This window comes from Pseudomonas sp. 3B-A001-10F (assembly GCF_056313565.1).
In genome coordinates this window covers 76,245-95,719 of sequence record NZ_JBQYFW010000022.1, presented here as the reverse complement: position 1 = coordinate 95,719, position 19,475 = coordinate 76,245, and the positions used below count along the sequence as shown (strand labels likewise).

Genomic DNA, 19,475 nt, shown 5'->3' with positions numbered 1-19,475 from the left:
ACTACTCATCAAGGGCCGAGCGCTATCCGTGCTCACACTGAGCCCGGATACATTAGCGCAAGCTCGATTTACCGTTAATCGCTGCTGAGTGGCAGAAGATGGGCTGACCATACATTTGGTTACTTTTTAGGCGTTTGTAAAAAGTGACCCGCCGTAAGGGCGGAACCCTAATCAGCAACCCCCGCAGCAACGGATACACCTCCAAAACCCCAAGAGCCTGGTCGGCCCAAAGGCCGCCAAGCCCCGCTTGATCAATCCGCCAGCCAACCGTATTCCCAGTAGCGCAAGTTATCGCCGCGCAACACGTAATCGCGCAACACCACCTCACGCAATTCATCGCCCATGCGATAACTGGCATCCGGATCGGCCAAGTGCATACGGATCGCTTGCAGCCATTCATCCGTACTGTTGGTCTTGATCCGCGTGCACGGCAAATAACCGCGATAGGCCTCGGTATCCGTACAGATCACCGGGTAACCGCAGGCGCCGTATTCCAGCAGCCGCAAGTTGCTCTTGCAGTCGTTGAAGATATGGAATTCCAGCGGTGCCAGTGCCAGATCGAGGTTGAGACTGGCCAGTTTTGCCGGGTACACGTCCAGACCGATGACGCCATGGAACTCATGCATGTACGGCCGCAGATCATCCGGGCACATGCCGAAAAACACCCAGTCGACTTCATTGGCCAGTTCACGAACGACCTCGGCGATCACCGCCAGATCACCGTGGTGACTGGTGCCGCCGCCCCAGCCGACCCGCGGTTTCTTCGAGGTCCGACGCTGGCTGCGCAGGTGGCCCCACAAGTCCTTGGCCAACATGTTGGGGACGACACGAATGTCGTGGTGCATGTCCGACAGCACATTAGCCAGTGGTGCGGTGGATACGACCGCGCGATCACACAGCCCGATCGCACGCCGCACCATGCGCTCCATGTCCTGCTTGCTCGGCATGTTACGGATGTGCGCATTGCGGTGGGGAACATCAATGACGTAGTCGTCGAGTTCGAAGATCCGTCGAGCGTTGAAGTACTTTTTCAGCGGTGGGATTTCATCGATGGCGTACTCCGAGTAGCGCCCTTGCAGAACGATCACATCAGGCGACTGACGTTCGATGTCGATGATCGACGGCAAGCCGTAGCAAATGCGCCCTTCAGCCCGATTGGCCGCTTCCAGCTCGATCATCGGCTGGCTCATGCGGTAATGGCCGATGGCTGAAGCATTGATCGGCACCACCAGCAGATTGGGCAGCTGCGCCTTGGAGAACGCACTCCACCCCGTGCGCAGTCCCGGCTCCAGACTGAAGTTGGTGGCGCCCACGCCCTGCAACGTCAGGTTGACGTTGTAGGCCGGATCGCGCGCCACGAGCGGCAGCCAGCGCTGGTAAAACGTGTCCCTCTCCTCGGCGTGCTGCGCTTCTTCCTCCGGTGTCGCCATCGCACTTGGCCGCGCACCCACAGCCAGGATCGCATTGGGGTTCAACACCACCAGATAACCGTCGCGGCCAACGCGCAGACACAGGTCCACGACATTGAGCGTTTGTTTGAGGTCCTGCTCGTCCAGCCCGCCGGCAGCTTCGAACACCGACTTGCGAATCATCAGGCAATCACCGCCGACGGCACTCAGGTCATGCACCGCCTGCAGGCGATGCATGTACCCTTCCGACTGCATCGGCTGGCCATAGAACGGCAACCCGACCGGCCCGTTCAAGCCAAGAATCAGCCCGGCGTGCAGCACGCCGCCGTCCGGATTGAACAGCTTGGCGCCAACCACCCCGACTTCCGGGCGTTGCGCATGATTGAGCAGTTCGTCGAGCCAGTCGTTCCGGGTGATCACCGCAAAGGCGTTGAGCATCAACACATACTCACCGCGCGCCTGGCTGACGGCATAGTTGTGCACCGCTGCCGCGTTACCCTTTTGCGGGTAGCTCAGCACGCGAATCCGCTCGCTGCCCAGTTGCGCCATACCGTCCAGCCAAGCCAACGCTTCAGCGCTTTCGCTGCCGTTATCGACCAAGAGCAATTCGTACTCGGTGTAGTCGGTCTTTTCCAGCAATGTCTCGACGCAGCGTTGCAAGGCAGCCGTCTGGTCCTGCGTGACAATGACCACCGACACCAATGGGCGCCGGGCATGGTGATAGTCGACACGATTGAGCAGCCCGCCGTTACGGTCGCGAATGTCGTGAGCAATGCCAAGGCGTTGCAGATGCGCTTCGAGGATTCGCGGACTTTGCTGCGCAACGCCAGGATCAGTGAGCCATTGCGACAGATCGAATTTCGACTCCAGCAACACTTCAGCAATGTGCCCGACCACTTGCAGGCCATCGCTTTCAACCATGCGCCAAAGCACATCGTGGGGCGCGAGTTCGGCGAACGTCGAGGTAAAACCACCAAGCGCCAGGAACCGTTCGCGCTGGAACGCCAGCGCTCGCCCGACGTAAGGGTAGCTGCGCATGAGGTCGAGGTTGAAATCCGGCTTGAACGCAGGCTCGGCCGACTCACCATCGCGCAGACTGCCTTCGTCGCTGTACAGGCATGTCAATGAGCTTGCGTGCGCAATGCGATCGGCCATCACCAACAATGCTGGCGCCACCGGGCAGTCACCTGGCTGCAACAGATAAAACCAGTCGGCGCCTTCCAGTTGCGGCAGCAGAGCGTTGATCTGCTCCAGGCCGTCACCCTGCAACGGCATGTGGAACACCCGATCGTCCAGCTTCGCCTCGCTGCAAGCCGTGGACAGCACCAGAACCAGCTCCGGCGGGTAATCCTGAGCGGCGAGTGCCGCAAGGGTGCGCTCCAGGCCATCGCGACTGCCTTGGGCATCAATGATGATCGGCACGATGCGCGGTCGGTGCGGCCAGCCAGCGAGGGTTTCCGGCAGCCATTGGCGCTGCGCCTCGGTCAACACCCGAACCGCCAGCCATTGTGCATAGAGTTCGCCAAAACTGAAGCTGTCGACTCCGACCCCCAGCTCCTGACGGCTCTGCTTGGTGCCGAGGGTACGGCTCAGCGGCAGCTCCTGCCAGACCCGAGGCGACTCATCGGCCTTGGTCAACGGCACATAACGAACCCAGCCCGGCGCCGGCGCCGACTCGCCGCTGCGGACCTTGAGCATTTGCGAGATCCACTCGCGCTCGATCTCGGCCGCGTCTTTCATCGGTTGCTGCGCGCTCAGACGCTCGGGGTAGAGACGCTCGGCACTCAGTACGTTGTTGGAGACCACCAGATTGCCGCGCCGCAACAGACAGACGTACAAGGCAAAATCCAGCGTCGCAACGAAGCAGGCCCCCTCCTCGGTCAAGGCTGGCAAAAGCTCCACAACGTCGCTACGGCGAAACAGCGCACTACTGAATCCACCCAGTACGTTGACCGGGAATTTTTCAAAGATGCTCAGTACATCGTCGCCTTTGAGCAAGCCACTGGCCGGCGACAATGAGCTGTTTTCCAGACGTGCGGGCAGGATGATGTCGTTGGCATCCCACAACAACCGTTGCGCTACCACCAAACTGACTTCGTCACGCCGCAGCTCGTGGGCTTGCTGTTCGATACAGGCCGAATACAGCAGGTCATCATCACACAGGAATTTGATGAACTCGCCCCGGGCTTGCTCAAGGCAGGCCTTCAGGTTACCGACCAGCCCCAGCGTTCGAGGGTTGCGCACGTAACGCACGGCAAAGCCGGTCTGCTCCGTCACCCGCGTAACGATGTCTTCAATCTCGTCGCCACGATTGTCATCGCACACGATGATTTCAAGATTGGCGTAATTCTGGCTGACAGCGCTGTTCAGCGTCCGCTCGAAGAAGCGCGGATTGAAGGCGGGAATGACAAGACTGACAAGAGGGAGTGAATTCACGGCGGGCTCACAGGCGATACGAGCCCGCTCGGAAAAGCGAGCCCTTGATACCGCTAAAAAACATGACTGAGTGGCAGGGTAAACGGGCGCTTACGCGCCCGTTGAGGATCAGATCTTGTTGAACAGACCCAACTGGCTGATCTTGCTGAACGCAAGCTGCGAAGCTTGCAGCATGGTCTGCTGCAGGGTCAGTCGCGTCATCACTTCAGCCGGATCCGAATCGCGAATGGAACCTTGCGTGGTGGTATTCGCGGTGCTCAGACTGTCATTGGTGGTGGCTTGCATTTCCAGCGCCTGACCACGGGCACCAATCTCGGTCACCGCGGTGCCGATTTGATTGTTGGCCGCGTCGATGTTGCCGAGGCCCGCCTCCATGGCACCCTGGAATTTCTGCTTGGCCACCGGATCACCATCGATCGGTGTATTCAGAGCAGTAATCATCTGACCGAGGGTGTCGAGCACGTTCTGGGTCTGGTGATCGTTTGGGCGGATCGAGAACTGATCGCCCGCTGCCGGTGCGCTGCCCAGAGCAAAGGTCACGCCTGCCGCCGTGGCGTTGCTACCGGCCACAGTGCCCGAGGACACCGGTTTGCTGTCCGCGGTCACCGGCGCAGCATACAGATCGAATGCGGTGGCGCTGGTGAACTTGAGAACGGCGCCGCCCTGCGGGAATGCCGCGGTGTACGCTGCCTGGTCAGTGATGCTCGAACCGGTAATCACGGCGGTCGACGGGTTACCCGGGCTGCGCGTGGTAGTGAACGAGTCAGGCGCGGTGGACAACTGGAAGCTGTGGCCGGCAATGACCGCGTCCGGGTTGGTATCACCGGCCTTCAGGTTGATGTTCAGCTTCATGTCGACGCCACGGAAGCTGACCGTCTGGTTGGCACCGCTGCTGTTGCTGACCAAACCGTTCTGGCTCGCCTCAGCCGTCACGTCGTTGCCCAGGGCATCGGTGATTTTCAGTTGGGTGCTGCTGAGGAAGCTGACGGTATACGGCTGGCCAGCGGTGAACTTGGAGTTGTAAGTGGCTACGGTACCGATCGTGCCGTTGGACAGTACGACGCGACCGTCATCCACTGCCGGTGCGGTCATGGCGACGTTGGTACGCGCGGTATTGATGGTCTGCTGGAAAGCAGCCCAACCGGTGGTGTTGGTGCCGATCGTCATGCCATCGCCGATGCCCAGATTGATCGTGGTCTGGTCACCGTTGTAGCTGTAGGTGCCGTCGGCATTCTGCGAATACGGCGCGGTGTCGGTCTTCGAACCAGAGAACAGGTAGTTGCCGCTGGCATCCTTGGCGTTCATCAGACCCAGCACTTGTTGCTGGATCTGGCCCATTTCCGAAGCGTAAGCCTGACGGTCCTTGTCGGTGGCCGTGCCATTGTTGGCGGCCAGGGCGAGTTCCTTGGCGCGGGCCAATGCCGTGGTGATCGAGTCCAGCGTGGATTCCTGCACGGTCAATGCACTTTTGGTGCTGTCGACGTTGGTCTTGTACTGATCGAGCATCGCGGCCTGCTGGCCCAGTTGCAGCAAGCGCCCGGCACCGACCGGATCATCGGCGGCGGTATTGATGCGCTGCAGGCTGCTCGCCTCGCTGGCGGTGGCGACGGCCTTGTTGAAGTTACGCTGATAGTCCGACGCTTGCGTGCCGTAATACTGGGCGGTGGAAATGCGCATGAATTACGACTCCTTAAAGGCTGTTGATCAGCGTGGCGAAAGTTTCCTGCGCAGCTTTGATGATCTGCGAAGACGCTGTGTAGTACTGCTGATATTTGACCAGGTTGCCGGTTTCTTCATCCAGGTTGACCCCGGACAGCGAATCGCGCGCGCCTTTGGCGTTATCCAGGATCGCCGAGGTCGCGGCGCTGTCGGACTTGCCTTGGGCGGTTTTGGTACCGACGTTGGTCACCAGCTTGTTGTAGGCGTCAGTCAGGCTGATGCCCTTGCTCGCCGAACCGGTATCGACGGTCTGCGCCGTTTGCAGGGCGACCAGCGATTGCGCGTTGCGGTTGTCCGAAGACGCCGCACCGGTGAGATTCATGGTGAAGGTTTCGCCGGACTTCGGCGTGCCGCCAACGGTGGTCTGTACGGAGAATGTCTTCTGCACGTTCGGCGTAACACTGGTGTCCATCACCGGGTTGCCGCTGGCATCGACGATGCCGACTTTCAGGTCCAGCGTGTTCGATTGACCGGGAACGATAGTGCCGCTGCTGATGAGGCCGCCCTTGGCATCCACAAAGGTGTAGGACTGGCTGCCCCCGGAGACCGCACCGAACACGAGCTTGACCGGCGTCGAATTCTTCAGCGCCGCCTGCATGTCAGCCTGGGCAGTCGGGTTGTAGATATCGATCTTGTTGCTGAGCGTCGGCTGCGTGTAAGTCCCCAGACCGGCAGCGCTGGCCACACCGGTCAACGGACCGGCCGCAGCAATTTTCTTCGGATCGGTGAGCACTGTCTGGATGCTCGCCGCCGCATTGCGGGTCGGCGTGACTTTGAAGCTGTCACCGGCGCTCAACGCACCACCTTTGAGCGCGAGGGTGAAACCGTCGATCACAGGCGGCGGATTGGTCGTGGTACTGAAGGCGCCCATATCGGTGCCATCGGAACGCTTGACGGTGTAGTCAGTGGCGCTGGTGAACGTCACTTGATAATCGCTGGTGGTCAGCTTGCCGGTGTCCTTGATGGTGACATCGAGGTTACCCGAACCGGTGCTGTTGCCCGACTGCGCGATGCTGCGCGAACTGATCAGCGCGGCACTGTTGATGTTGTTGAAAATGGCCGCGCCGAAGTCACCGTTCTTGTCGATGCCCTGGGCTTGCTGGCTGTTGACCTGATCAGCGATCACCAGCGCCACGCGGCCCAGCTCGTTGAGCGACGGGTCGAGGACTTCTTTGCGGTAAGTCAGCAGGCCGCCGATTTCACCGCCGGTCATCGCCGAGGTGATGTCGATGGTGCTCGAACCGCGATCCATCTGGATGGCCATGCGCGACGGGTCGTCTTTGCTCGCGACCATGCTCAGCGTGTTGGTGGTGTTGCCGATCACCAGCGGCTGACCGCTACCGATGTAGACGTCGAAACTGGTGCCACGCTCGACGACCTGTGCACCCGTCAGTTCGGAGAGCTGGCGCACGGCTTCGTTGCGGCTGTCGAGCAGATCGTTCGGCGCACCGCCACTGGTGGAGATCTCGCCGATTTTCTGGTTCAGGTTGGCAATCGAGGTGGCCAGTTTGTTCACCTGGGCCGTCATGTCGCCAAGGCTGCCGTTGATGGTGGTGTTCTGGTCGTTGAGCTGTTTGGCGATGGTATTGAAGCGACTGGTCAGCGCCTGCGCACCGGTCAGCACCGATTGGCGGGAGGTGTCATCGGTCGCCGACGTCGAAACGCCCTGCATCGTGGTGAAGAACTTCTGCAGCACACCGGTCAGGCCGGTGTTGGTGTCCGACAGCATCGAGTCCAGCGGTGTGGCCTGCGCCAGGTAAGCAGCCGATTCGCTGTCGAGCGAAGTAGCGGTGTGCAGTTGGCTTTCCAGGTACGAGTTGTACACCCGGCGCACGTCGGCCAGGGTCGTGCCCGTACCGATGAACACGGTGCCGAACTGCTGCGAGGATTTGGTGCCCTGCACGGTTTGCTGACGTGAATAACCGGCGGTGTCGACGTTGGCAATGTTGTTGCCTGTCGTAGCCAAAGAGGACTGGCTGGCCGACAGTCCCGACATCCCGATATTGAGCAAACTCATGGTTCAGACCTTATACCTTGTGCCTTATAAAGGCGTGGTGGATACACCCGCCGCAGCGTAGTTTTGGAAACTGTTCATCTGCTTGGCAATCTGCGAAATCTTGCTTGCGTAGTTCGGGTCGGTGGCGTAACCGGCCTTTTGCAACTCGCGTACAAACTGTTCTGGGTTATCGGCAGACTTCACGACATCTTGATAGCGATTATTGCTCTGCAGCAAAGTCACCAGATCGTGGAAGCTGTCCTTGTACGAGGCGTAGGAACGGAACTCCGCCGTCTCCTTGACCATCTCGCCATTGCGAAACTCGCTGGTGATCGCCCGGGCCGAATCGCCCTTCCAGTTGCTGCTCGCCTTGATGCCGAACAGGTTGTGGCTGCTACTGCCATCCTGGGCACGCATGACCGACTTGCCCCAACCGGTTTCCAGCGCCGCCTGCGCCACCAGATAACGCGGATCGACGCCGATGCGGTCGGCCGCTTCCTTGGCCATCGGCAGCATGGTGTTGACGAATTCGTCGGCGGAACTGAAAGCTTTCTTCGCCGGCGCCAGTGGAATCTGCGCCATGGCGCGACCGTAGACCTGCATCTGTCCACCCGAAGCTTTTTCGCCCTCGGCGCGGGCCAGCCAGTCGCCGTTGTACAACGGGCCGGCGCCAGTGGAGGCAGCGGTTGTCGCACGCTGCGGCAATGCCGTTGCCGCTGCCGGCGTGGCTGACGGCACCAGCCCGGCGAGCAAACGATCGGCCAGTTTTGGTGGCAAAGCCAGGCGACGCTGATTGATCAGTTCCATATCGTTGCGATGAGCCAGTTGCGTGTTCGGCGCATTCACCGAACGCGACGCCCACAGCGGACGCTCGCCATTGAGCCGCGACAACGGGCCATTGGTGGCAACGGTGCCGGCGGCAATCGGCGTAGCCACGGCAGCAGCTTTCGCCTTGGCTTCTTCCTGCTTGGCGGCGGACGCGGCAGCGGCCTCGCCCGGCGCCAGCGGTTTGTTCTTCGACATCTGGCGCATCAGCACGTCGGCCAGACCGATACCACCGCCCTCGCGGGACATGGAAACGGCCAGTTGCTGGTCGTACATTTCCTGATACTGCTTGGCCGCCGGCGTGTTCAGCGGATTGTCTTCACCCAAGGCGTTGGTCGCCGAGCGCATCGACTTGAGCATCTCGCCAAGGAACAGCGATTCGAATTCCTGCGCCACCTTGCGCAGGTTTGCATCGCTGTTCTTGTCGCCGACCTTGAGCTGGTTCAGGCGATTGAGGTCCGAGTAGGAACCCGAATCGCTGCTGCTGACCAGACCGCTTTTGCGCATATCCATAAGGGGCAGCCTCAGATCACGATCAGGTCGGCTTGCAACGCGCCGGCCTGCTTCAAGGCTTCAAGGATCGCCATCAAGTCACCCGGCGCCGCGCCGACCTGGTTCACCGCACGGACGATTTCGTCGAGGGTGGTGCCCGGGCCGAACTTGAACATCGGTTTGGCTTCCTGCTCGGCATTCACCCGCGAGCGCGGCACGACAGCGGTCTGGCCATTGGACAGAGGGCCGGGCTGGCTGACAATCGGGTCTTCGGTGATGGTCACGGTCAGGCTGCCGTGGGTCACGGCGGCTGGCGACACTTTCACGTTCTGGCCGATGACGATGGTGCCGGTACGCGAGTTGATAATGACTTTCGCCACCGCCTGACCCGGATCGACTTCGAGGTTTTCCAGGATCGACAGGTAGTCGACGCGCTGGCTCGGATCGAGCGGCGCAGTGACACGGATCGAACCGCCGTCGATGGCTTGCGCAACGCCAGGGCCAAGCATGTCGTTGATCTTGTCGACGATACGTTTGGCGGTGGTGAAGTCGGAACGGTTGAGGTTCAGCGTCAGGCTGTTGCCCTGGTTGAAACCGCTCGGCACCGAACGTTCTACCGACGCACCGCCCGGGATACGGCCGGCCGACGGAACGTTGACGGTGATCTTCGAACCGTCACGCCCTTCGGCGTCGAAACCGCCAACCACCAAGTTGCCCTGAGCGACTGCGTAGACGTTGCCGTCGATACCCTTGAGCGGGGTCAGCAACAGCGTACCGCCACGCAAGCTCTTGGAGTTACCGATCGAGGACACGGTGATATCGACCTGCTGACCGGGTTTGGCGAACGCCGGCAAGTCGGCACTGATCGACACCGCCGCGACGTTTTTCAACTGCACGTTGCCCGATCCCGGCGGCACCTTGATGCCGAACTGCGAGAGCATGTTGTTGAAGGTCTGCAGGGTGAACGGGGTTTGCGTCGTCTGGTCGCCGGTGCCGTTAAGCCCGACCACCAGGCCGTAACCGATCAACTGGTTGGAACGCACGCCGGAAATGCTGGCGATATCTTTCAGCCGCTCGGCGTGGGCACCAAAGGCTGCGGACATCAGCGCCGCAGCCAGCATGAGGCTCTTGAAATTCAACGTAGCCACCTAGAAAGGGAACAGCGGGCTGAGGAAGAAACGGTCGAACCAGCCTGGCTGACTCGTATCGGCAAACGCGCCGGTACCCGAGTAGGTGATGCGTGCATCGGCGACCCGGGTCGACGACACAGTGTTGTCCGTGGCGATGTCATCGGCACGCACCAGGCCGGCGATGCGCACCAGTTCGTCACCGGTGTTCAGCGTCAGCCACTTCTCGCCACGCACGGCGATGATGCCGTTGGGCAGCACGTCAGCGACGGTCACGGTGATCGAACCGGTCAGGCTGTTGCTCTGCCCGGACTTGGCGTCGCCTTTGGTCGAACGGTCGGCGCTATAGCCGGCGTTCAGACTCAGGTCGTTGCCCCCAATCGGATTGTTAGTGGTCAGGCTGGAGCCGAACAGCGAGGTCAGACCGACCTTGTTGTCACTGTTCTTGTCCATCTGCGAATTGGCGTTCTTGCTCGCCTGCGTGCGCTCGTTCAGGGTGATGGTGATGATGTCACCGACCCGGAAAGCCTTGCGGTCGCTGTACAGGTTCTGCTCGAAGCCGGCCTGATAGATCGAGCCATTATTGGCGGCAGCCGGCAACGGCGTGCGCGGCAACACCGGGGCGTAGTAAGGGTCATTGGGCTTGGGCGTCGGAGCGACGCAGCCCGCGAGCGAGACGACCCCACTCAATGCCAGAACAGATACAAAGCGATTCATGACCCTACCTCACGGTGTTGCAGGCGACCTCATGGCCGCCTCATAGACTTGATTACAGATTCTGCGTTACGAACGAGAGCATCTGGTCAGCGGTGGAGATCACCTTGGAGTTCATCTCGTACGCGCGCTGAGTGGTGATCATGTTGACCATCTCTTCAACAGTGCTGACGTTGGAGGTTTCCAGGGTGTTCTGCAGGGTGGTACCGAAACCGGCCAGACCCGGAGTGCCGACTTGCGGCGCGCCGGAAGCGGCAGTTTCCAGGAACAGGTTGTTACCCACTGCTTGCAGACCGGCCGGGTTGATGAAGTCGGCGGTTTGCAGGTTGCCAATCACTTGCGCTGCCGGGTTACCGGCAATGGTCACCGACACAGTACCGTCACGGCCAACGGTGAAGGTCTGCGCATCGTTCGGGATAACGATGGCAGGTTCCAGAGCGAAACCGCTGGCGTTGACGATCTGGCCGTTGGAATCGAGGTGGAAGGTACCGTCACGGGTGTAGGACGTGGTGCCGTCCGGCTGCAGGATCTGGAAGAAACCGCGACCGTCGATGGCCATGTCCAGCGGCTGCTCGGTGGTTTGCAGGCTGCCGGCGGTGAAGTTTTTCTGGGTGCCGACAATGCGCACACCGGTACCCAGTTGCAGACCCGACGGCAGTTCGCTGTCCTGAGTCGACTGAGCGCCTGGCTGACGCTTGATCTGGTAGAGCAAGTCCTGGAATTCGGCACGATCACGCTTGAAACCCGTGGTCGACACGTTCGCCAGGTTGTTGGAAATGGTGGTCAGGTTGGTGTCCTGGGCGGACAGACCGGTTTTGGCAACCCATAGAGCCGGAAGCATTCGATTCTCCTCGTGCGCCTGTTTTTCGGCGCGACGTTCTGATAATTAGCTGATCTGCAAGACCCGAGCCATGGCCTGGTCGTCGTCTTTCGCGGTGTTCATCATCTTGACGTGCAACTCGAACTGCTTGGCCAAGGCCAGCACCGAGGTCATCTCTTCAACGGCGTTGACGTTGCTCGACTCCAGGAAACCCGACACCAGTTTGACGTTGGCATCGGCCGGCGCAGGCTGGCCGTCCTTGGTATAGATCGAGCCGTCGAGGCCCTTGTTCATGTTCTTGATGTCCGGGTTGACCAGCTTGATCCGGTCGACCTCCGCCATGACACGAGGGCCTTCGCCCATCGCACGAATACTGATGGTGCCGTCTTCACCGACTTCGATCTGCTGCTCGGGCGGCACGGCGATCGGACCGCCATTGCCCATCACCGGCATACCGTTGCCGGCGCGCAATACGCCGAGGGCGTCGACGTTGAGGCTGCCGGTGCGCACGTAGCTTTCGCCGCCGTTCGGGTTCTGCACGGCGATCCAGCCATTGCCGGTGACCGCAACGTCGAGGTCACGACCGGTCTGCACCAGCGAGCCCGGAGTGAAGTCGGTGGCGGGCCGTTCGCTCATGGCAAACGCACGCGCCGGAAAGCTGTCACCGAACACCGGCATCGAACGCGCCTGCTCCAGGTCGCGCTGAAAACCGTTGGTGGAGATGTTCGCCAGGTTGTTGGCATGAGCCTTCTGCGCCAGTGCGTTCTGGCTGGCGCCGGTCATTGCCACATAAAGGTACTTGTCCACACTCTTTCCTCTGCATGCCGGACGTTTGCCGCCCACCGCTGTACTGCTGAGCCATAAGCAATTTGCAGACCAACTTTTTTCTGGCGCACAAAGGCCCGGCAAACAAAGGACTTGGGGGATGGCGAGGGGAAATTTGAAATGTATCGAAGTCGAAAAACCGGCGGTGTTATGCCGCTTGGCGGCAATCCCTCGAATGATCGTTCCCACGCTCCGCGTGGGAATACCTCAATGGACGCTCTGCGTCCGCTTTGGGACGCGGAGCGTCCCGGGCTGCATTCCCACGCAGAGCGTGGGAACGATCACGTGCTGCCCGACTCTTTGCCGACTTCGTATTCACGCAGCTTGTTGGCAATGGTGGTATGCGAAACCCCCAAACGCTTACCCAACTGCCGACTGCTCGGATGCTCGGAATACAACCGCTCCAGCACCGCTTTTTCGAATCGCCCGACAATCTCGTCCAACCCGCCTTCCAGCGAGAAATCGCCAAGCGGCTGACGCACGCCATAATCCGGCAGACGAATATGTTCGGCCTTCACCGTGCCGCCATCGCACAGCGAAACTGCCTGAAACAAAACGTTCTCCAGTTGCCGCACGTTGCCCGGCCAGTGGTAATGACTGAGGCGATCCATCGCCGCCGGCGCCAGTTTCGGCAGTGTGCAACCGATCTGCCGACTGGCCTGATCGAGGAAGTGCTCGACCAGCGGCGTCAACCCGTCGAGGCATTCGCGCAACGGCGGGATGTGCAGGGAGAGCACGTTCAAGCGGTGGTACAAATCCTGGCGAAACTCGCCGCGCGCGCACAACTCCGACAAGTCGACCTGCGTCGCACAGATGACCCGCACATCCAGGTAAACCTCTTCATCACTGCCGACCCGGCGGAAGCAACCGTCCTGCAAAAAGCGCAGCAACTTCACTTGAAGACGCGGGCTCATCTCACCGACACCGTCAAGAAACAGCGTGCCGCCCGCCGTCAATTCCAGCAGCCCGAGCTTGCCTTCGGCGCGTGCACCTTCGAACGCGCCCGGGCCGTAACCGAACAACTCAGTCTCGGCCATCGACTCCGGCAGGCCTGCGCAGTTGAGCGCCATCAACGGCGACTGCCCACGCGGACTGGCGAGGTGACAGGCGCGCGCAAGCAATTCCTTGCCGGTACCGGTTTCGCCCTCAATTAATAGCGGAGCGTCGAGCGGCGCCATACGCCGTGCTTCGCGCACCACGGCGGCCATCACTTTCGAGCTCTGGAAGATGCTGTCGAAGCCACGCAGTTCCTGCTTGCGCACGTTATAGATACGCTCGCCAACGCGGTCAGCGCGATGCAAGGTCAGCACCGCACCGGCCATGGCCTCACTGTCGTCGTGCTCCGATTGCAGCGGCGCGATGTCGGCCAGAAAGATGTCGCCCTTGACCTTGACCCGCATGCCGTTGATTCGCGATTTGTTGGCGCGCACCAGCTCTGGCAAATCGAAATCCTCGGCGTAACGCGACAGCGGAATACCCGGCACTTCATCGACGCGCACACCGAGCAACTGCGCCGCCGCACGGTTGGCCGCCACGATCGAGCCGCCCATGTCGATCGACAGCACCGGAAACTCCAGCGCGCCGAGCAGCGCATTCAACTCCATGTGCCGACGTTCGCTGGGCATCAGCCCAACCCGCTTGACGCCAAACACCCCGGCGATCGCCTCGAATTTCGGGCGCAACGCTTGGAACTGGATGTTGATCAGGTTCGGGCAATGCAGATAGATCGCGTTGCCATGCTCACCGCCGACCTCACCGCGCGCGACGTTGATCCCGTAGGCAACCAGCAGGTTGAGAATGTCGCGCAGGATGCCGATGCGGTTCTGGCAGTGGACTTTGATGCGCATATATAAGGCCCGACAAGATTGGGAGTTGAATACCGACCCTGTGGGAGCGAGCTTGCTCGCGAAGGCGTAAGCACATCCAGCATTGATGTGTCAGACCCAGCGCTTTCGCGAGCAAGCTCACTCCCACAGGTATTGCGGTGCGCCCGGAGCCCATTTTTCTGCCGAGGCACGCAGATAGTTGTCAAGATTATGTGACAGCCATCGGCCTTTTCAAACCTACGAATAGCCGCAAACGCGATATATCCGTCAAAGCGTAACGATTACTTTACAAATTCAGGCGAATTTTCCTACGTGCATCGCGATCAACCTACTGCAAACCACATCGCTCTCAGGTAATTCTGAATCCATCGCTGGACATAACAAGAACGAATTCCCCTAGCAGGAGAGCAGTATGAAGCAGACGCAATACGTGGCCCGCGAGCCCGATGCGCAAGGTTTTATCGACTACCCCGCCGAAGAACATGCGGTGTGGAACACGCTGATCACTCGCCAACTGAAAGTGATTGAAGGGCGTGCCTGCCAGGAGTATCTGGACGGTATCGAAAAACTCGGTCTGCCCCACGACCGCATTCCGCAACTCGGTGAGATCAACAAGGTGCTCGGCGAGACCACCGGTTGGCAGGTCGCCCGCGTGCCGGCACTGATCCCCTTCCAGACCTTTTTTGAACTGCTGGCCAGCAAGCAATTTCCGGTGGCTACGTTCATTCGTACCCGCGAAGAGCTGGACTACCTGCAAGAGCCGGACATTTTCCACGAGATCTTTGGTCACTGCCCGTTGCTGACCAACCCGTACTTCGCCGAATTCACCCACACCTACGGCAAACTCGGCCTGCAGGCCACCAAGGAAGAACGCGTGTACCTGGCGCGCCTGTACTGGATGACCATCGAGTTCGGCCTGGTCGACACCCCGCAAGGCAAACGCATCTACGGCGGCGGCATCCTGTCCTCGCCCAAAGAAACCGTTTATTCGCTGTCGGACGAACCTGAGCATCAGGCGTTCGATCCGCTCGAAGCCATGCGCACGCCGTATCGCATCGACATCCTGCAACCGCTGTACTTTGTCCTGCCGAACCTCAAGCGCCTGTTCGACGTGGCCCATGAAGACATCATGGCCATGGTTCGCCAAGGCATGCAGCTGGGTCTGCACGCACCGAAGTTTCCGCCGAAACCGAAAGCCGCGTGAACCGCGACTTTTGCTGACAATTGAGCCTGTCCGTCGCCGCCACTTTGGTTTAGCGTGACGGCATTGACAGCTCAAACGTTTTAATAAAAAAAACACACTCGATTCAGGAATACACCATGTCCACTTTGAACCAAGCCCACTGCGAAGCCTGCCGCGCCGATGCGCCACAAGTCAGCGACGAAGAACTGCCGATCCTGATCAAGCAGATCCCTGACTGGAACATCGAAGTCCGCGACAGCATCATGCAGCTGGAGAAAGTTTTCCTGTTCAAGAATTTCAAGCACGCCCTGGCGTTCACCAACGCTGTCGGCGAGATTTCCGAGGCCGAAGGTCATCACCCGGGCCTGCTGACCGAATGGGGCAAAGTCACCGTGACCTGGTGGAGCCATTCGATCAAAGGCCTGCACCGCAACGACTTCATCATGGCTGCGCGCACTGACGAAGTGGCCAAGACCGCAGAAGGACGCAAGTAATGCACTTCGACGCCATCGGCCGGGTACCCGGCGACCCGATCCTCGGTTTGATGGAGGCGTATGCGCAGGACACCAACCCGCGCAAATTCGACCTGGGCGTTGGCGTCTACAAGGACGCTCAAGGCCTGACGCCAATCCCGGAGGCGGTGAAAATCGCCGAAGCGCGGCTGGTCGAAAGCCAGGACACCAAAACCTACATCGGCGGCCACGGCAACCCGCTGTTCGGCAAAGTCATCAATGAGTTGGTGCTCGGTGCCGACTCGAAGCTGATCGCCGCACAACGTGCCGGCGTCACCCAGACGCCGGGCGGCACAGGCGCCCTGCGCCTGGCTGCCGACTTCATCGCCCAGTGCCTGCCGGGCAAAGGCGTGTGGCTGAGCAACCCGACCTGGCCGATCCACGAAACCATTTTCGCCACGGCCGGGGTCAAGGTCAGTCACTACCCGTACGTGGGCAGTGACAACCGCCTCGACGTCGATGCCATGCTTGCCGTGCTCAACCAAATGCCGAACGGTGATGTGGTGCTGCTGCACGCGTGCTGCCACAACCCGACCGGTTTTGACTTGAGCCATGACGACTGGCAGCGCGTGCTCGATGTGGTGCGCAGCCGCAATCTGCTGCCGCTGATCGACTTTGCCTACCAGGGCTTTGGCGACGGTCTGGAGCAGGATGCGTGGTCGACCCGGTTGTTCGCGGCCGAGGTGCCAGAGTTGCTGATTACCAGCTCCTGCTCGAAGAACTTCGGCCTGTACCGCGACCGCACCGGTGCGCTGATCGTCTGCGCGAAAACCGCCGACAAGCTCATCGACATCCGCAGCCAACTGGCCAACATCGCCCGCAATTTGTGGTCGACACCGCCAGATCATGGTGCTGCGGTGGTCGCGACCATCCTCGCCGATCCCGAGCTGAAAGCCCGCTGGGCCGATGAAGTGGAAGCCATGAGTTTGCGTATCGCGCAGTTGCGCAGCGGCCTGGTTGAAGCGCTGGAGCCGCATGGCCTGCGCGAGCGTTTTGCACACATTGGCGTACAACGCGGGATGTTCTCTTACACCGGACTGTCGCCGGAGCAAGTGAAACAACTGCGTGAGCATCACAGCGTGTACATGGTCAACTCGGGCCGGGCGAACGTCGCCGGCATCGACGCTACGCGCCTCGCCTTGCTGGCAGAAGCCATCGCCAGCGTCTGCAAATAGTTACTGCAACACAAAACCCTGTGGGAGCGAGCCTGCTCGCGAAAGCGGCGTGTCATTCAACGAAAATGTTGCCTGACACACTGCCTTCGCGAGCAGGCTCGCTCCCACATTTGTTTTGTGGTGACCTTTGGGTTTTGCCCTCCCCTGCGGCCATCTGTCGCATTAATTTGAATTAAAAGTCTGATTGTCATTTTTCCTGCTGTATCCTGCGCAGGCTTTCAAGAAGCGCGGATCTACCAGATCTATCAACAGACTTAGCGAGGAGCGCAACCATGCACGAGATTCCTAATCTCCCCTTCCCAAGCCTGCACGTACCTGAGCAGACGACCACGCAGCAAGCCGGAGCCCAACAGCCCGAGCAGAAAGAAGCCGTTGAGAGCCGCCCGGCCGACAACGAAGAGTAAGACCCCGTCGTACAGACCGTGTGGAAAGCGCTAACATGCGCTTTCCACACTGCCTGAACCCCGAGCCTGCCATGACCGACGAATTCTCCGAAAGCCAAGCTGCCGTCCTGATCGGCACCACCGAGAAAATGATCGAGATCTGGAACCGCCTCTCTCCCGAGAAACAGGCCGCCCTGCTCGCCCGCTTCGGCAGCGAAGAAAATGCCCTCGCGGCGCTGGTCACCACACAACTGGTTGCCCCGGCCAAACCCTGAAGCGGCCTCCCGGCAAATAGTTTTACTTTTCCCGCCCCAGAAGCCTCTACGCCGGTATCATAAGCAGCCTATCTAATCTGCCGTTCCCGTGGATCGTTACCCATGTCGCCCTCTATGTCCGAGCCCCAGCGCCCCCTGGCGGTCACGCTGCAAGTCGTTTCCATCGTCCTCTTCACCTTTATCGGTTACCTGAACATCGGCATTCCGCTCGCGGTGCTGCCGGGCTATGTGCACAGCGATCTGGGCTTTGGCGCGGTGATTGCCGGTCTGGTGATCAGCGTGCAATACCTCGCGACCCTGCTCAGCCGTCCGTATGCCGGCAAGATCATCGACAACCAGGGCAGCAAACGCGCTGTGATGATTGGCCTGGCCGGGTGCGGCTTGAGCGGTGTGTTCATGTTGATTTCGGCGTGGACACCGAACCTGCCAATGCTCAGTTTGATCAGTCTGTTGATCGGTCGCCTGGTGCTGGGCAGCGCTGAAAGCCTTGTCGGTTCTGGTTCGATCGGCTGGGGCATTGGCCGGGTTGGCGCGGCAAACACCGCCAAAGTAATTTCCTGGAACGGCATCGCCAGTTATGGCGCACTGGCAGTTGGCGCACCGTTCGGCGTGTGGCTGGTCGGCCAGTTGGGATTGTGGAGCATGGGCGTCAGCATCATTTTGCTGGCGATTCTTGGTCTGGCGTTGGCCTGGCCGAAAACCGCCGCGCCGATTGTGGCGGGTGAACGCCTGCCGTTCATGCATGTGCTCGGTAAAGTGTTTCCCCACGGTTGCGGCCTGGCGTTGGGCTCGATCGGCTTCGGCACCATCGCCACTTTCATCACCCTGTATTACGCCACACAGCATTGGGACAACGCCGTGCTTTGCCTGAGCCTGTTCGGTGCCAGCTTCATCGGTGCGCGCCTGCTGTTCGGCAATCTGATCAACCGCCTCGGCGGCTTTCGCGTGGCGATTGCCTGCCTGTCGGTGGAGACACTGGGCCTGCTGCTGTTGTGGCTGGCACCGGACGCGCATTGGGCGCTGGCCGGTGCGGCGCTGAGCGGGTTTGGTTTCTCGCTGGTGTTCCCGGCGCTGGGTGTGGAGGCAGTGAATCTGGTGCCGGCTTCAAGCCGTGGCGCAGCGGTCGGTGCTTATTCACTGTTCATTGATTTGTCGCTGGGGATCACCGGGCCATTGGCTGGGGCGATTGCGGCAGGCTTCGGCTTTGCTTCGATCTTCCTGTTCGCCGCTCTCGCTGCATTGAGCGGATTGGCCTTGAGCATCTATCTGTACAAGCACACGGCCAAGTACCGCGAAGACTAGAAGTCCACTTTGCCGCGCCCGGCCTTGATGCTGCCGCGCTTGGTTTTCGATTCAAGCCGGCGCTTCTTCGAGCCGAGGGTCGGCTTGGTCGGGCGGCGTTTCTTTTCGACTTTGGTGGCGCTGAGGATCAGCTCGACCAGACGCTCAAGCGCATCGGCACGGTTGGCCTCCTGCGTACGGTATTGCTGGGCCTTGATGATCAACACGCCATCGCTGGTGATGCGACTGTCGCGCAACGCCAGTAGTCGCTCCTTGTAGAACTCGGGCAAGGACGAGGCCGGAATGTCGAAGCGCAGGTGCATCGCACTGGAAACCTTGTTGACGTTCTGCCCACCGGCGCCTTGCGCGCGGATGGCGGTCAGTTCGATCTCGGCATCGGGAAGATGCACGTTGTTGGAAATCACCAGCATGGAAAAGCGTCCGTAATCAGAGTGCACAGGATACCGCGATTAGCTG

The 19,475-nt window shown here is 60.3% G+C and carries 16 protein-coding genes; 6 read left to right on the top strand and 10 right to left on the bottom strand.

The annotated features are described in order from the left end of the window. Nucleotides 1-251 precede the first annotated feature (251 nt). From AC0ZWN_RS19640 to AC0ZWN_RS19600, 9 genes are all read right to left on the bottom strand, one after another. On the bottom strand, nucleotides 252-3,845 hold the full coding sequence (locus AC0ZWN_RS19640; RefSeq protein WP_476336189.1) for a glycosyltransferase: 3,594 nt from the start codon (nucleotides 3,843-3,845) through the stop codon (nucleotides 252-254). 108 nt (nucleotides 3,846-3,953) lie between these two features. After that, the gene (locus tag AC0ZWN_RS19635; RefSeq protein ID WP_476336187.1) at nucleotides 3,954-5,522 is read right to left on the bottom strand and encodes a flagellar hook-associated protein 3; all 1,569 of its coding nucleotides are present in this window, start codon (nucleotides 5,520-5,522) and stop codon (nucleotides 3,954-3,956) included. 13 nt (nucleotides 5,523-5,535) lie between these two features. After that, nucleotides 5,536-7,581 (bottom strand): flagellar hook-associated protein FlgK, encoded by a 2,046-nt coding sequence (gene flgK, locus AC0ZWN_RS19630; protein ID WP_476336186.1) that lies wholly within the window; start codon nucleotides 7,579-7,581, stop codon nucleotides 5,536-5,538. A gap of 24 nt (nucleotides 7,582-7,605) precedes the next feature. Then, nucleotides 7,606-8,898: a flagellar assembly peptidoglycan hydrolase FlgJ gene (gene flgJ, locus AC0ZWN_RS19625; RefSeq protein ID WP_220558315.1), complete on the bottom strand. Its 1,293-nt coding sequence runs from the start codon at nucleotides 8,896-8,898 to the stop codon at nucleotides 7,606-7,608. A gap of 11 nt (nucleotides 8,899-8,909) precedes the next feature. Next, the gene (locus tag AC0ZWN_RS19620; protein WP_176091703.1) at nucleotides 8,910-9,998 is read right to left on the bottom strand and encodes a flagellar basal body P-ring protein FlgI; all 1,089 of its coding nucleotides are present in this window, start codon (nucleotides 9,996-9,998) and stop codon (nucleotides 8,910-8,912) included. A 27-nt stretch (nucleotides 9,999-10,025) separates the two neighbouring features. Beyond that, nucleotides 10,026-10,721, bottom strand: a complete 696-nt coding sequence (gene flgH / locus AC0ZWN_RS19615) for a flagellar basal body L-ring protein FlgH (protein WP_038363773.1) — start codon at nucleotides 10,719-10,721, stop codon at nucleotides 10,026-10,028. Nucleotides 10,722-10,773: 52 nt separating this feature from the next. Next, nucleotides 10,774-11,559, bottom strand: a complete 786-nt coding sequence (gene flgG / locus AC0ZWN_RS19610; protein ID WP_095050156.1) for a flagellar basal-body rod protein FlgG — start codon at nucleotides 11,557-11,559, stop codon at nucleotides 10,774-10,776. A 45-nt stretch (nucleotides 11,560-11,604) separates the two neighbouring features. After that, the gene (locus AC0ZWN_RS19605; RefSeq protein ID WP_093439577.1) at nucleotides 11,605-12,345 is read right to left on the bottom strand and encodes a flagellar basal body rod protein FlgF; all 741 of its coding nucleotides are present in this window, start codon (nucleotides 12,343-12,345) and stop codon (nucleotides 11,605-11,607) included. Between the two features lie 299 nt (nucleotides 12,346-12,644). Next, a complete protein-coding gene (locus tag AC0ZWN_RS19600) occupies nucleotides 12,645-14,210 on the bottom strand; it encodes a sigma-54-dependent transcriptional regulator (protein WP_093439572.1) in 1,566 nt (521 codons plus the stop codon). 391 nt (nucleotides 14,211-14,601) lie between these two features. Here AC0ZWN_RS19600 and phhA point away from each other — a divergent pair, with 391 nt between their 5' ends. The 6 genes from phhA (at nucleotide 14,602) to AC0ZWN_RS19570 (ending at nucleotide 19,019) form a co-directional block, all read left to right on the top strand. After that, nucleotides 14,602-15,393: a phenylalanine 4-monooxygenase gene (phhA, locus tag AC0ZWN_RS19595; RefSeq protein ID WP_007920123.1), complete on the top strand. Its 792-nt coding sequence runs from the start codon at nucleotides 14,602-14,604 to the stop codon at nucleotides 15,391-15,393. Nucleotides 15,394-15,509: 116 nt separating this feature from the next. Continuing rightward, nucleotides 15,510-15,866, top strand: coding sequence for a 4a-hydroxytetrahydrobiopterin dehydratase (locus AC0ZWN_RS19590; RefSeq protein WP_003222798.1), 357 nt, complete (start codon nucleotides 15,510-15,512; stop codon nucleotides 15,864-15,866). Beyond that, nucleotides 15,866-17,059, top strand: coding sequence for an amino acid aminotransferase (locus AC0ZWN_RS19585; RefSeq protein ID WP_476336183.1), 1,194 nt, complete (start codon nucleotides 15,866-15,868; stop codon nucleotides 17,057-17,059). The genes AC0ZWN_RS19590 and AC0ZWN_RS19585 overlap by 1 nt, the downstream gene beginning before the upstream one ends. A gap of 272 nt (nucleotides 17,060-17,331) precedes the next feature. Then, entirely contained in the window at nucleotides 17,332-17,463 is a 132-nt protein-coding gene (locus tag AC0ZWN_RS19580; RefSeq protein ID WP_256573958.1) for a hypothetical protein, read from the top strand. A 35-nt stretch (nucleotides 17,464-17,498) separates the two neighbouring features. Beyond that, complete coding sequence (locus AC0ZWN_RS19575; RefSeq protein WP_427118719.1) at nucleotides 17,499-17,717, top strand: hypothetical protein; 219 nt, start codon at nucleotides 17,499-17,501, stop codon at nucleotides 17,715-17,717. A gap of 114 nt (nucleotides 17,718-17,831) precedes the next feature. Next, a complete protein-coding gene (locus tag AC0ZWN_RS19570) occupies nucleotides 17,832-19,019 on the top strand; it encodes an MFS transporter (RefSeq protein WP_320337208.1) in 1,188 nt (395 codons plus the stop codon). Here the strand turns inward: AC0ZWN_RS19570 and arfB are convergent. Then, nucleotides 19,016-19,429, bottom strand: a complete 414-nt coding sequence (gene arfB, locus AC0ZWN_RS19565) for an alternative ribosome rescue aminoacyl-tRNA hydrolase ArfB (RefSeq protein ID WP_007920134.1) — start codon at nucleotides 19,427-19,429, stop codon at nucleotides 19,016-19,018. The genes AC0ZWN_RS19570 and arfB overlap by 4 nt on opposite strands. Nucleotides 19,430-19,475: the final 46 nt, after the last annotated feature.